At 68.0% G+C, this 13427-nt stretch carries 12 protein-coding genes; 11 read left to right on the forward strand and 1 reads right to left on the reverse strand.

Annotated features, from left to right (window positions below; genetic code table 11):
* Positions 1–17: 17 nt before the first annotated feature.
* From ABD231_RS10770 to ABD231_RS10815, 10 genes are all read left to right on the forward strand, one after another.
* Positions 18–1382, forward strand: a complete 1365-nt coding sequence (locus tag ABD231_RS10770; RefSeq protein ID WP_344149017.1) for a bifunctional folylpolyglutamate synthase/dihydrofolate synthase — start codon at positions 18–20, stop codon at positions 1380–1382.
* A complete protein-coding gene (locus tag ABD231_RS10775; protein WP_344149020.1) occupies positions 1379–1738 on the forward strand; it encodes a DUF4233 domain-containing protein in 360 nt (119 codons plus the stop codon). Before ABD231_RS10770 ends, ABD231_RS10775 begins: the two co-directional genes overlap by 4 nt.
* Positions 1739–1741: 3 nt before the next feature.
* Entirely contained in the window at positions 1742–2152 is a 411-nt protein-coding gene (ndk, locus tag ABD231_RS10780; protein WP_344149024.1) for a nucleoside-diphosphate kinase, read from the forward strand.
* Positions 2153–2542: 390 nt separating this feature from the next.
* Positions 2543–3571 (forward strand): rod shape-determining protein, encoded by a 1029-nt coding sequence (mreB, locus tag ABD231_RS10785; protein WP_132413477.1) that lies wholly within the window; start codon positions 2543–2545, stop codon positions 3569–3571.
* 2 nt (positions 3572–3573) lie between these two features.
* Positions 3574–4506: a rod shape-determining protein MreC gene (gene mreC / locus ABD231_RS10790; RefSeq protein ID WP_344149028.1), complete on the forward strand. Its 933-nt coding sequence runs from the start codon at positions 3574–3576 to the stop codon at positions 4504–4506.
* A gap of 1 nt (position 4507) precedes the next feature.
* A complete protein-coding gene (gene mreD / locus ABD231_RS10795) occupies positions 4508–5047 on the forward strand; it encodes a rod shape-determining protein MreD (RefSeq protein ID WP_132413481.1) in 540 nt (179 codons plus the stop codon).
* A complete protein-coding gene (gene mrdA / locus ABD231_RS10800; RefSeq protein WP_344149033.1) occupies positions 5037–7091 on the forward strand; it encodes a penicillin-binding protein 2 in 2055 nt (684 codons plus the stop codon). Before mreD ends, mrdA begins: the two co-directional genes overlap by 11 nt.
* Positions 7091–8257 (forward strand): rod shape-determining protein RodA, encoded by a 1167-nt coding sequence (gene rodA, locus ABD231_RS10805; RefSeq protein WP_344149036.1) that lies wholly within the window; start codon positions 7091–7093, stop codon positions 8255–8257. Before mrdA ends, rodA begins: the two co-directional genes overlap by 1 nt.
* Before the next feature lie 52 nt (positions 8258–8309).
* Complete coding sequence (locus tag ABD231_RS10810) at positions 8310–9068, forward strand: hypothetical protein (protein ID WP_344149039.1); 759 nt, start codon at positions 8310–8312, stop codon at positions 9066–9068.
* Between the two features lie 54 nt (positions 9069–9122).
* Positions 9123–9566, forward strand: a complete 444-nt coding sequence (locus ABD231_RS10815; RefSeq protein ID WP_344149042.1) for a carboxymuconolactone decarboxylase family protein — start codon at positions 9123–9125, stop codon at positions 9564–9566.
* A gap of 43 nt (positions 9567–9609) precedes the next feature.
* Here ABD231_RS10815 and ABD231_RS10820 read toward each other — a convergent pair whose 3' ends face one another.
* Positions 9610–11919, reverse strand: coding sequence for a LuxR C-terminal-related transcriptional regulator (locus tag ABD231_RS10820; RefSeq protein ID WP_344149045.1), 2310 nt, complete (start codon positions 11917–11919; stop codon positions 9610–9612).
* Between the two features lie 747 nt (positions 11920–12666).
* On the opposite strand from ABD231_RS10820, the gene ABD231_RS10825 reads away from it, so the two are divergent.
* Positions 12667–13410: an alpha/beta fold hydrolase gene (locus tag ABD231_RS10825; protein ID WP_344149048.1), complete on the forward strand. Its 744-nt coding sequence runs from the start codon at positions 12667–12669 to the stop codon at positions 13408–13410.
* Positions 13411–13427: the final 17 nt, after the last annotated feature.

Consider the following 13427-nt stretch of genomic DNA (forward strand, 5'->3'; position numbering starts at 1 on the left):
ACTAGACTGCAGTTCTGATGAGCGACCTCTCCTACGCCGAGGTATCGGCACGGCTCCAGGCCCGTTGGCCGGAGCAGAAGATCGACCCCACGCTGGACCGGGTCCAGCGGCTCGTCGAGTTGCTCGGCGATCCGCAGAAGTCGTACCCGGTCGTGCACCTGACCGGGACCAACGGCAAGACGTCCACCGCCCGGATGATCGACCAGCTGCTGCAGGAGGCCGGGCTGCGGACCGGGCGCTTCACCAGCCCGCACCTGGAGTCGGTCCGGGAGCGGATCACGCTGAACGGCGAACCGATCAGCGAAGAGCGTTTCGTCGAGACGTACGCCGAGCTGGAGCCCTACTTGGACGTGGTCGACTCCGAGCAGGAGCACCCGCTGTCGTTCTTCGAGGTGATCACCGGGATGGCGTTCGCGGCCTTCGCCGACGCCCCGGTCGATGTCGCGATCATCGAGGTCGGCCTCGGCGGTACCTGGGATTCGACCAACGTCGCCGACGGGACGGTCTCCGTGATCACCCCGGTCGCGGTCGACCACGCGCACATCCTCGGGGCGGATCCGGTCACGATCGCCCGCGACAAGTCCGGCATCATCAAACAGTCCGGTACGGCGGTCGTGTCGCAGCAAAGCCTCGACGTACTCGAGGTGCTGATGGCCAGGGCGGCCCAGGTCGGGGCACCGATCATCCGCGAGGGACTCGAGTTCGGCGTCGTCAGCCGCTCGGTCGCCGTCGGCGGTCAGCTGATCTCGCTCAAGGGCATCGGCGGCGAGTACGACGACATCTTCTTGCCGCTGCACGGTGAATACCAGGCGCACAACGCCGCCACCGCGGTCGCGGCCGTCGAAGCGCTCTTCGGCGCCAGCGAGGAGTCCGAGGGGCGCGTCACCACCGACCTGCTCCAGGCCGGGTTCGCCGAGGTCACCAGCCCCGGCCGGCTGGAGGTCGTCCGGACCAGCCCGACGATCCTCGTCGACGCCGCACACAACCCGCACGGCGCCCAGGCGACCGTCGAGGCGGTGTCCGAGGCCTTCGCGTTCCAGCCGCTGATCGGCGTACTGGGCTGTATGAAGGACAAGGACGTCTACGGCCTGCTCGAGACCTACGAGCCGATCATGGAAACGGTCATCTGCACCCGGAACAGCTTCCTCGAGCGCTCGATGCCGGCCGAGGAGCTCGGTGAACTGGCGGCCGAGATCTTCGGCGAGGACCGCGTCCTGGTCCGCCCACACTTGATCGACGCCATCGACGACGCCATCCGGCTGGCCGAGGAAGGCGCGATCGCCATGGGCAGCGGCGGCGTACTGGTCACCGGCTCGGTCGTCACCGCCGGCGAAGCCCGCACCCTGCTGGTCCGCAAGCCCAAAGAGGCGGACGCCGAATGAGGTCTCTAGCGTCCATCGTCCTCGGCTTCGAGGCCCTGCTGCTCGCCCTCGTCACCCCGGTGATGATCTCGGTCGCCGACGTCCGCCCGGCCGTCGCCCTCCCGGTCTGCCTCGGCCTCGCCCTACTGGCCATCCTGTCCGCCGGCATGCTCCGCAACCGCACCGGCTACATCCTCGGCTCCGCCGTCCAGGTCGGCGCCGTCGGTCTGGGCTTCGTCGTCCCCGTCATGTTCCTGCTAGGCCTGGCCTTCGCCGCCTTCTGGGTGGCCGCCATCGTCCTCGGCCGCCGCATCGAGGAAGTGAAAAAGGCACAGCAGGTAGGCTCTGCCGCCCCGACTACTTCTACGGAGAGTTGACAGATGTCGCAGCGCACCCTGGTCCTGCTGAAGCCCGACACGGTACGCCGCGGGCTGGTCGGCGAGGTTCTCGGCCGGTTCGAGGCCAAGGGCCTGTCGATCGTCGCGCTGGAGTTCCGCACGATCGACGGCGAGACCGCCGACCAGCACTACGCCGAGCACGTGGAGCGTGACTTCTACCCGCCCCTGCGCGCCTTCGTCACCAGCGGCCCCCTGGTAGCCCTCGTCCTCGAAGGCGACGAGGCCATCGAGGTCGTCCGCGCCCTCAACGGCGCCACCGACGGCCGCAAGGCCGCCCCCGGCACCATCCGCGGCGACCTCTCCCTCTCCAACCGCGAAAACCTCGTCCACGGCTCCGACTCCCCGGAGTCCGCCGACCGCGAAATCAAAATCTGGTTCCCCGACCTGCCGTAGTACCGGCCCCCGCATGGCGGCCATTGGTTTCGCTGTCGACGGTTTGCGGCAACCTTGGCACGGGAAGGCTGACCTTCTCGGCCTGCTGCTTGGGGCGGTCGAGCACGTCGGGTCGATCACAGGCTACGACGAGGCTGGGCGCTCCTCGGGGGAGCAGCTGGTGATTTCAGGCGTCGCGGCATGCTCGTGGCGAACTGCACCAGCAGCCAGACCTACGCCGACGCCGGCAGCCTGTGGTCGACTGACGATGTCCGGTGACCCGATCCGTTGTTTCAGTGAGGGGACCGATACGATGCGTGCTGGGCAGACGGGTCGTGTCGGTCCCCGGGTGGCGCTGGGTCCGCGCTTAGCCTGAGAATCTCAGGACCCGAGCAGGTGGAGGGCCCCGGGATGGCGAACAGCATGCTCGGCCGCGACATGGCGGTCGACCTCGGAACGGCCAACACCCTCGTCTACGTACGAGGGCGTGGTGTCGTTCTGAACGAACCGTCCGTGGTCGCGACCCGGACCGACGAGCCGCGTGAGGCGGTCGCGTTCGGTCATGAGGCGAAGAAGATGATCGGCCGGACGCCGGGGAACATCACCGCGATCCGGCCGCTCAAGGACGGCGTGATCGCCGACTTCGACGCTGCCGAGCAGATGCTGCGGTACTTCATCCAGCGGGTGCACCGCCGCCGGTACTTCGCCAAACCGCGGATCGTGGTCTGCGTGCCCTCCGGGATCACCGCGGTGGAGCAGCGCGCGGTCCGTGACGCTGGGTACATGGCCGGCGCTCGCAAGGTCTACATCATCGAGGAGCCGATGGCCGCGGCTCTCGGCTCGAACCTCGAGGTCCGGGACGCCACCGGCAACATGGTCGTCGACATCGGCGGCGGTACGACGGAGGTCGCGGTCATCTCGTTCGGCGGCATCGTCACCAGCCAGTCGATCCGGGTGGCCGGGGACGCCATCGACAAGGCGGTGGTGAACTACTGCAAGAAGGAGTACTCGCTGCTGCTCGGCGAGGCGACCTCGGAGCAGATCAAGATGACGATCGGGTCGGCGTTCCCGACCACCGACGGTCCGGACAGCGAGATCCGCGGCCGGGACATGATCTCCGGGCTGCCGCGCACCGTGAAGGTCTCCTCGGCGAACATCCGGCAGGCGATCGAGGAGCCGATCACCGCGATCGTCGACGCGGTCAAGGCCACCCTGGACAAGACCCCGCCGGAGCTGGCCGGTGACATCGTCGACCGCGGCATCGTGCTGACCGGCGGTGGCGCGCTGCTCAAGGGCATGGACGAGCGGCTCCGGCACGAGACCGGGATCCCGATCCATGTCGCGGACAATCCGCTGGACGCGGTCGTCCTCGGAGCCGGCAAGTGTGTCGACAACATCGAGACGCTGAACCGGATTCTCGTCACCGACAACCGGCGCTGACCATGCTCAAAGACCTCGGCACCCCCGCGCGAGGCCTGGTCCGGGCGGCCGGGGTGCCGCGGGAGATCCGGCGCCGCCGGACGATTCTGGTTCTGATCATCCTGGCCTGTTTCACGCTCATCGTGCTCGACGCCCGCCGCTCAGCCGGTTCGCCGGTGGAGCCGCTGCGGGCCGGCGCCGCGGCCGTCTTCGGCCCGCTGGAGTCGACCGCGAGTTCGGCCCGGCAGCCTGTGGACAACCTCCGGGACCGCTTCGCGGAAACGGATAAGTTGAAGGCAGAGAATGAAAAACTGCACAGCGAGAACGACAAGCTCCGCCAGGAGCTGAACACCACCGACTACGCGCGGAACCGGGCCGGCGAGCTGGACAGCCTGCTCCGGCTCGCGCCGAAGTTCACCATGACTCCGGCCCGGGTGATCGGGATCGGCAGTCTGCAGAGCTTCAACCACACCGTCACGATCGACGCCGGTACGGCGGATGGCGTCCGGGCGGACATGACGGTGATCAACGGGAGTGGTCTGGTCGGCCGTGTGGTGCGGACGACCGAGGCGACCGCGACCGTGCTGCTGATCGGCGACCGTAACTCGACGGTCGGTGGACGGTTGAACTCGACGCTGGCCCTGGGATTCGTCTCGGGTCGTGGCGAGCTGGCCGGGACCTTGGACTACAAGCTCGTCGACCTGAAGGCGAAGCCGCGGATCGGCGACCGGATCGTCACCTGGGGTTCGAGCGGCAACGCGCCGTACGTGCCTGGGGTTCCGATCGGCGTCGTCACCTCGGTGTCGGCGACGGCCGGTGGGCTCGGCACGACCGCAACGATCAAGCCGTACGTCGATCCCACCCGGATCGACACCGTGGGTGTGGTGACCGGTCCGCCGGCTCGCCCCGCCCGACCACAACTCAAGCCAACAACAACAGCAGGGAAGGGGAGTTAACGTGATAGCACTAAGAGTCGGGTTGGCCGCCTTGCTGCTGATGCTGGCGGTCACTATCCAGACGTCCGTGCTGACGAATATCGCGGTCGCCGGTGTCACCTGTGACCTGGTGCTGATCGTGGTGATCGCGCTGGCGTTGTCGCGCGGTCCGGAGTGGGGTGCGATCGCCGGTTTCGTGGGCGGTCTGCTGCTCGACATCGTGCCGCCCGCCGACCACACCGCCGGTCGCTGGGCGCTCGCGCTGGCGATCGCGGGCTACGTGGCCGGTCTGATCCGGCGGGAGACCTCAGCGGGTCCGGTCGGACCCTTGGGCGTCGCCCTGACGGTTGTCTTCGGGGCTGGGCTGTCGCTGCTGATCTACTCGGCCACGGGTGCGTTGCTGCACGATCCCTCGGTCGACTGGGGGCAGTTCGGTGTCCGCATCGGGATCGCGGCCGGGTACGACGTGGTCGGGGCGATCGTGGTCATTCCGCTCGTGATGTGGCTGATGTCCCGCTTCACGGCGACTCGTGAGCGCCGGGTGATGACCCGTGAGTTTTGACGGCTTCGAGACGCCGCTGAAGGCACGGCTGCGGTTGTTCGTGATCGGTGTGCTGGTTTTCTCCTTGTTCTGCACACTGTTCGCCCGGCTCTGGTACATGCAGGTGATGTCCAGTGCCGACTACACCCAGGCCGCGACGCAGAACCACACCCGCCAGGTCCTGGTGCCCGCCCCGCGCGGCACGATCGTGGACGCCAAGGGCCGGACGCTGGTCGGCAACCGGGTGTCGCTGGTGATCACCGTCGACCGGTCGGTGCTGGCGAAGCTGCCGGACAAACAGCAGACCCAGGTGATCGCGCGGCTGGCCAAGGTGCTCGGGCAGACCCCGAAGGAGCTGAAGGACCGCACGATGCTCTGCGGCGAGCCCGGTGCGTCGAAACCACCGCGCTGCTGGAACGGGACGCCGTACCAGCCGATCCCGGTCGCCAAGGACGTCAGCGAGCAGGTCGCGATCGAGGTGATGGAGCGTCGCGAGGACTTCCCGGGGGTCGGGGCCGATTCGCAGACGCTACGCGCGTACCCGGCGCCGTACCACGTGAACGCGGCGCACATCCTCGGCTACCTCTCGCCGATCACGACCGACGAGCTGGAGAAGATCGACAAGTCCGGGCAGGACTCGGTCCCGCACCGCTCGGACCTGGTCGGCCGGGCCGGTGTCGAGCGCACGTACGACGCGATGCTGCGTGGCGCACCCGGGGTGAAGGACGTCATCGTCGACGCGGTCGGGTACACGACCGGTATCGAGAAGCAGACCGCACCGACGCCGGGCGCGACGATCGTGAGCTCGATCGACGCGCGGATCCAGGCCTCGGTCGAGACGCAGTTGCGCGGCGCGCTGTTCAATGCCCGCAAGCAGTACGACAAGATCACCAAACGCAAGTACGTCGCCGACTCCGGTGCCGCGGTCGTGATGGACACCAAGACCGGCCGGATCGTCGCGATGGCCAGCTACCCCGACTACGACCCGGGTGTCTGGGTCGGCGGGATCAGCCAGCGCGAGCTCGACGGGCTCTACTCGCCCAAGTCCGGGACGCCGCTGGTCTCGCGCGCACTGCAGGGTCAGCTGGCGCCCGGTTCGACGTTCAAGCCGATCACCACCGCCGCTGCGCTCGGCGCCGGGTACAGCACGAAGACCCGGCTGGACTGCTCGTCGTTCCTCGAGGTCGGTGACCGCCGCTTCAAGAACTACGAGTCCGCGTCGTACGGGATGATCGGCTTCGACCGGGCGCTGTCGATCTCCTGCGACACCTTCTTCTACCGGATCGCCTACGCCTTGTGGCTCAAGGAGGGTGGCAACTCCGGTGACATCAACGCGCGCGATCCGCTGGTCGAGATGGCCAAGAAGTTCGGCCTCGGCACCCCGACCGGGATCGATCTGCCCGGTGAGGTGAGCGGCCGGATTGCGGACCGGAAGTGGAAGAAGCAGTACTACGACTCGCAGAAGGACTACTACTGCAAGCTCGCCGCCAGCCCTCCGGCCGGTACGTCGGCGTTCCTCAAGCAGTTCTCCCGCGAGTTCTGTGTCGACGGCTACCGGTACCGCGCCGGTGACGCGGTGAACTTCTCGATCGGTCAGGGCGACACCACGATCACGCCGCTGCAGTTGGCGGTCGTCTACTCGGCTCTGTCGAACGGCGGCACGTTGTACGAGCCGCGCGTCGTCGAGTCCTGGCGAGGCGCCAACGGCAAGAACCACGTGATCAAGCCGTCCGTAAAGGCCAAGCTGCCCGTCTCGGCGAACAACCTGCGCTATATCGACAAGGGCCTCAAGGAGACCGCCCGGAGCGGTACTGCGGCCTGGAAGTTCGCGGGCTTCCCGCTCGACACGATCCCGATCCGGGCCAAGACCGGTACCGCCGAGGTCTTCGGCAAACAGACCACCTCATGGATGGCGTCCTACACCGATCGCTACGCCGTGGTGATGATGCTGAGCCAGGCCGGAACCGGTTCGGGCGCCGGTGGTGAAGCGGTCCGCAAGATCTACGAGACGCTGTACGACATCAAGCCCACACCTCCGGCCACCGATCCCAAGAAGCCACACTGATGGCGACACTGAGCCCGATTCGGACCAGGCCGCGAGCCGATCGGCGATCGACCGTCTGGCAAGTGGACTGGATCCTCGTGCTGGGCGTGGTCGCACTGTCGGCAATCGGCGCGCTGCTGATCTGGTCAGCGACCCACAACCGCGAGTCGCTGACCGAAGGCAACCCGCACTTCTTCCTGCTCCGGCACGCGATGAACTTCGCGATCGGCCTGATCCTCGCGGTCGGCGCCGCGGTCACCGATCCGCGCCGGCTCCGGCTGCTCGCCCCGGTCCTGTACGCCGCCGCGATCGTGGGACTGATCCTTGTCCTGGTGCCCGGGGTGGGCGCGGTCATCAACGGCTCGCGGTCGTGGATCCAGCTGCCGTGGATGTCGATCCAGCCCAGCGAGTTCGCGAAGCTCGCGGTGATCGTCGGGATGTCGCTGCTGATCGCGGAGAAGGGTGAGACCGACCGGAACGAGACAGCCCGCACGATCGATGTCGCCCAGGCAATTGCCGTCGCCGCGATCCCGGTGCTGCTGGTGATGCTGCAGCCCGACCTGGGCACGGTGATGGTGCTCGGCTCGATCGTGTTCGGGATCATCGCGGTCTCCGGCGTCCCGAAACGCTGGATGCTCGGTCTCGTCACGGCCGGGGTGGTGATCGCGGCGCTGGCGATCAAGCTGCAGATCCTGAAGACGTACCAGCTCGATCGCTTCACCTCGTTCGCGAATCCCGAGGGTGACCTGCAAGGCACCGGCTACAACGTGAACCAGGCGCGGATCGCGATCGGTAACGGCGGGGTGTTCGGCCAAGGCCTGTTCCACGGCGGCCAGACGCAGAACGCGTTCGTTCCCGAGCAGCACACCGACTTCGTCTTCACCGTGGCCGGTGAGGAGCTCGGTCTGATCGGCGCCGGCGCGATCATCGTGCTGTTCGCGCTGATCCTGTTCCGCGGGTTGCGGATCGCGATCAACGCCCGCGACGCGTTCGGCCGCTTGGTCGCCACCGGGGTGGTGTGCTGGTTCGCCTTCCAGGCCTTCGAGAACATCGGGATGACGCTCGGAATCATGCCGGTCACCGGCTTGCCGCTGCCGTTCGTCTCCTACGGCGGTTCGTCGATGTTCGCCGGCCTGCTCGCGGTCGGGCTGCTGCAGAACATCCACCTGCGCTCGCACAGTTTCTGATCCGGTACGCTGCTGCCTGCTCGGCCCCCGCCCACGGGACACTAGGAATTCCATGACCAGGTTCGTGTCGTCCTCCCTCGCGCTCGCCGCTGCTCTCACGTTCACGCTGACCGCGTGTGGTGGGGGCGACGACAAGGGCTCCGCCCCTCCGACCCCGGCTCCGTCGGTACCTTCGACGCCGACCTCCACGCCGCCCGAGGCCGTCCACGCGACGACCGATCCGGCGACCGGACTGGTCGTGCGCACCGAGGCGGACCTGACCAAGGCGCTGCTCGAGCTGTCCGACCTGCCGGCCGGGTTCTCCCGGGAGGACGAGGAACCGGATGACGGCTCGAAGCCGTTCTCGACCCCGAGCAGCCGCTGCAAGACCCTGGTCAAGTACCTGAACGCCGCCGAGGCGCCGGGTTCGAAGGCCACCGTCAGCCGCTCGTTCTCCGGCGGTCAAGAAGGGCCCTACATCGACTTCGGCTTCGATGCCCTGGGATCGGTCGAGAAGGTCGCGAGCCTGCGCGAGAAGTACGCCGACGCGGTCGCGTCCTGCCCGAAGGTCAGCCTGCGGGCCGAGGGCGAAGGCAGCACGACGATGCAGGTCGACGAGCTCACCGCCCCGAAGTACGGCACCGAGCCGTTCGCGTTCCGGCTGATGGGTGTCAGCGGTCCCAAGCGTGGCCTCGAGTTCACCGCCCTGATCACCGGCGTGAACGACGTGGTCCTGTCGGTCAGCGTGCTGGCCGGTGACGAGACCGTGCTGGAGGCCGCTGCCGAGGCTGCCGCGACCAAGGCGCAGGCGGTGCTCAAACCGGCCACGTGACCCAGGTCACCGGCCCCGCTGTCACGCCGTACCGGGTTGCCTTGTCAAACAGGTATGGAACAACGCAGCGACATGATGAAGGCCATGCCGGCCGGTGTGAAGGCCGTGTACGGCGTCGAGACCTATGTACAGAGCGTTCTGGACCACACGCTGCTGCACCTGATCAAGGTGCGCGCCTCGTTGCTCAACGGCTGTGGTTTCTGCATGGACATGCACACCAAGGACGCGCTCAAGGAAGGCGAGACCACCCAGCGCCTGTTCGGCCTGGCGGCCTGGCGCGAGGTCCCGTTCTACGACGAGACCGAGCGGGCCGCGCTCGCCCTGACCGACGCGGTCACCAAGCTGGGTGACCACGGTGTCCCGGACGACGTCTGGGCCGACGCGGTCAAGCACTTCGGTGAAGAGGGCACGCTGAACGTGATCCTTGCCATCGGCACCATCAACCTCTGGAACCGCCTCGCGATCACCACCCACGCCCAGCCGGCTGTCAGCGCCTGACGAGCCGCGCCGTCACCCGGGGCTCAGGGGGTGGCGGCGCCGGTCAGTCCCGGCGCGGGATCCATTGGCCGATGCCGTGCCGGGACTCGACCATCAGTTTGCGGCGGACGTTCTCGAGGTGCTTCTCGACCGTCCGCACCGAACAGACTCGGCGGCGCGCGATCTGCGCGTCGCTGAGTCCCTCAGCCGCCAGCCGCGCAACGTCTTGCTCGGTGGCCGTCAGGCCGGCCCAAGGGCTCGTCTCCTCGACAACGTCAGGAGCAGGATCGCCAGGATCCTCAGATGCGGCGAGCGCGGCGATGTCGTCGTACGTGAGTGCATGCGCGGCCCTGAAGGTCTCTTCGAAGACCGCAGGGCCCAGTACGCCGATGGCAACCCGCTCTGCCTCGAGATTCGCATCGCGGAACGGCGGCAGCACGGAGATGGCGACCCGATACCGCTCGCGGAGCCGGGCCGCGCCGCCGAGTGCTCTGGCGACTCGGACCGCAGTAGCCCGATCGGGTGTCGCGCTTTGCTTGATGCTCGCCGTTGCGGCCCAGGCGACCAGGTGGGTGAGGTACATCAAGCCCCAGTGATCGCCTGGCTCCTTCTTGGGCCGGGGGATCGGCGGCAGGCTGTCCGGGTCGCCATGCCAGATCACCGCCAGTCCGCAGACCAGGAGTGCCCACGCGAACGCCCACTCCGCACCCGCAGCCGTGGTGTCCGCGGCGTACCGACCGGTGAGTTCCTGAGCCTCCTCGGCCGTCCCGTACCAGTCGGCGGCCATGCCGGCGAACAGGAGCGCCATCGCGCGCTCACCCCGGTACCGCGGTCCGGCTTTCTCGAAAGCGGTCACCGCGTCACGCAGCACGGCGATCGACTCTGCTTTGCCTTCTGCGAAGAAGGCGTAGAGCCCTTCGAGTAGTGCGACCAGCCCGGCCGCTACGTCGTCGTCCGGGACCGGCCCGGTCCGGCTGAGCTCGAGCATCTCGTCCGCGGTGTCGAGATCGCCCTGGGCGAGTGCGGTCACTCCCGCTAGCGTGACGGCCCACAGTCGCAAAGCTGGGGTTCCAGCGGCCGGCAGACCGTTGCGGAGCCACTCGATCGTCTCGCCGGAGTTTCCCACGTAGAACTGCAGCCGCAGCCTGGCCAGGTTCACGGCGAGCTCCAGCCCGGCCCGCCCTTCGCTCGGCCTCGCCGCGCTCCAGGCGATGGCGGCGCGGAGGTTGGCCAGGTCAGTGTGGGCCCGCTGCAGATAGGACACCTCGCGAGCGCTGTACCACCCCGCTGCGGCTTCGCGAGTCAGGATGCGGAAGTACTCGCGGTGCCGACGACACTGCGCGGCGGGATCGGCCAGCTGGGCATAGCCGTACTGACGCAACGTCTCGAGCATGCGGTAGCGCGTCGTACCGTCGCTGCGGTCGGCCGTGACGATCGACTTGCCGACCAGCTCAGTGAGGACCGGCAGTACGTCGTCCGCAGGGAGATCCGCGTCTGAGCCCACGGCCTCTGCAGCGGCCAGGTCCCAGCCGCTCTCGAAGACCGACAGCCGTGCCCAGAGCGCGCGCTCGGTCTCGCTGCACAGTCGGTAGCTCCACTCCACGGCCGCACGGATGCTGTGGTGCATCGGATGCGCACCATGGCGCGGACCACCAGTCAGCAATCGGAAGCGGTCCCCGTCCAGTCGACCGAGGATCTCGCTAACCGACTGACTGCGGAGCCCGGCCGCGGCCAGCTCGATCGCCAGCGGCAGCCCATCGAGCCGGCTGCACAACTGCGCGGCCGCGTCGTCCTCGGCGGCCTGGATGACGACGCCAACCGCCCGCGCACGCTCCTTGAACAACTCAAGCGCCTCAGCTCGCCACAGCGGCGGCACATCGAAGAGCTCCTCGCCCGCACACCCCAGCCCCTCACGACTGGTGGCCAGGATCTGCACACTCCCACCAGCCCCGAGCACCGCACTGACCAGCGCACCCACCGCACCCACCACGTGCTCGCAGTTGTCGAGCACCAGCACCACGGGCCCGCCGCGCTCCAGCTCAGCCAGGTGGTCCAGGATCATCAGCCGGGCCGAGTGCTCAGTCACGATCTCGACCCCGAGCGCCTCCGCCACGGCTCGCTCAACCGCCGCCTCGTCAGCACCATCCGGTACGCCGGTCAGCGTGCACCACCGCACCTGAGCCTTCCGCCCGGTCCGGCCCAGCGCTCGCACCAGTCGCCCGGCCAGCCGGGTCTTGCCGACACCACCCGGCCCGACCAGCGTCAGCAGCCGAGCGCCTTCCAGCCGGACCAGCCCGGCCCGGATCACCTCCGCGCGCCCCACGAACGAGGTGAGCTCAACCGGCGTACTGGTCGGATCGTTCGAGGCCCCCACCCGTCGGTTGTACACGCCACGCGGGTCAGAACTACGTACTGCGACTACGTAGTACTACGGTCGACGAATACCGGTCTGTACCGGCATTCTTGACGTCAGCGCCCAACGAGAGGGAGCCACACGTGCGGTGCACCGAACGCCCAGTCAGTCAACCGACGTCGGCTGATTCTGCCCGCACGCCCACCGCGCCGCCCTCCGAACAGCCCCGCCAGGCACCACAGGTCAGCACTCCCGCCCCAGACGAACGAGGCCTGATCGTGGCCTGCGCCTGGTAATAGCTGAAGAGTGTGAGCCCAGCTCGCGATGCCGTGGCGGCCACGCGAGCCGGAGCTCACGGCCAGAGGTGTCCGGCGACGGCTGCCTGACGAGGGGAGCCGGTGGCGCGGGCGTCGGCACGCCCGCCCCACCGGCAGGCCGCCCCACTTGCCTGCTTCCTCCGGCCGACCGGTGTCGACAGTTGTACCTGGTGAGACGTTGCAACAACCTGCAGATTTGTCCGGCGAGTGATCCGGCCGCCCTGCGCGAACCCGGGGCGGGATAGGCTCAGGCAACCGCCTCGATCGACAGACCGCCCCGCCTGTCTGTAGGCGGTTTTGATGTGGATCGAGTGAGGAGAGAAGTAGCTGTGAGGCGACGTACGCGGGCGACCAGCAAGACCATGCTGGGGGCACTGCTGCGATTTCTGGCCGACGTAGACGTTCGTGTCCGGAAAGTGCAATGACAATCTGCCGGTGAATACTGGGTCGCATGCGACTCAACTATGTGGAGACAGGTCCCTCGGAAGCACCTGTGGTGCTGATGGGCTCGTCACTCGGTGCGGCGCACACGATGTGGGCGCCGCAACTCGAGTCCTTGTCCGGGCGGTTCCGGGTGATCACGTTCGACCATCGGGGACACGGCGGCTCCGACGCGCCGAAGGGCCCGTACACGATCGACGACCTCGGCGGCGACGTCGTCGAGTTGCTCGACACGCTGGAGATCGAACAGGCGTCGTACGTCGGGATCTCGCTCGGCGGCGCGGTCGGTCTCTGGCTGGCTCAGAACGCGCCTGACCGGTTCCACCGATTTGCCCTGTTCTGCCCGCCGTCCAACCTGGCCGCGAATCCGCAGCCGTGGCTCGACCGTGCCGCCCAGGTCCGGGCCGAGGGCACCCAGGCGATCACCGAGCCGACGCTCGGCCGCTGGTTCCTCCCGGAGTTCACCGACATCGACCCGGTGCGGCAGATGCTGCTCAGCACGTCGGACGAGGGGTACGCCGCCTGCTGCGAGGCGCTCGCCGGCCTGAACCTGGTCCCGCGACTCGGCGAGATCAGCGCCCCAGTCCTCCTCGTCACCACCGACTCCGACACCTCCGTCCCGCCGGAGACCGTCGTACCGCTGGCCGGCCAGATCCCCGGCGCCCACCTCGAGGTCATCGAGAACGCCGCTCACCTGGTCACCTACTCCCACCCGGACGTCGTCAACCCCCTCCTCCTGACCCATCTCAGCTAGTTCGATTCAGAAGTAGG

The organism is Kribbella yunnanensis, from assembly GCF_039529655.1.
Lineage (GTDB): Bacteria > Actinomycetota > Actinomycetes > Propionibacteriales > Kribbellaceae > Kribbella > Kribbella yunnanensis.

Bases quoted from the DNA above. Each gene is read 5' to 3' on its own strand.
- ABD231_RS10770 (WP_344149017.1), top strand. From the start codon at position 18: ATGAGCGACCTCTCCTACGCCGAGGTATCGGCACGGCTCCAGGCCCGT.
- ABD231_RS10775 (WP_344149020.1), top strand. From the start codon at position 1,379: ATGAGGTCTCTAGCGTCCATCGTCCTCGGCTTCGAGGCCCTGCTGCTC.
- ndk (WP_344149024.1), top strand. From the start codon at position 1,742: ATGTCGCAGCGCACCCTGGTCCTGCTGAAGCCCGACACGGTACGCCGC.
- mreB (WP_132413477.1), top strand. From the start codon at position 2,543: ATGGCGAACAGCATGCTCGGCCGCGACATGGCGGTCGACCTCGGAACG.
- mreC (WP_344149028.1), top strand. From the start codon at position 3,574: ATGCTCAAAGACCTCGGCACCCCCGCGCGAGGCCTGGTCCGGGCGGCC.
- rodA (WP_344149036.1), top strand. From the start codon at position 7,091: ATGGCGACACTGAGCCCGATTCGGACCAGGCCGCGAGCCGATCGGCGA.
- ABD231_RS10810 (WP_344149039.1), top strand. From the start codon at position 8,310: ATGACCAGGTTCGTGTCGTCCTCCCTCGCGCTCGCCGCTGCTCTCACG.
- ABD231_RS10815 (WP_344149042.1), top strand. From the start codon at position 9,123: ATGGAACAACGCAGCGACATGATGAAGGCCATGCCGGCCGGTGTGAAG.
- ABD231_RS10825 (WP_344149048.1), top strand. From the start codon at position 12,667: ATGCGACTCAACTATGTGGAGACAGGTCCCTCGGAAGCACCTGTGGTG.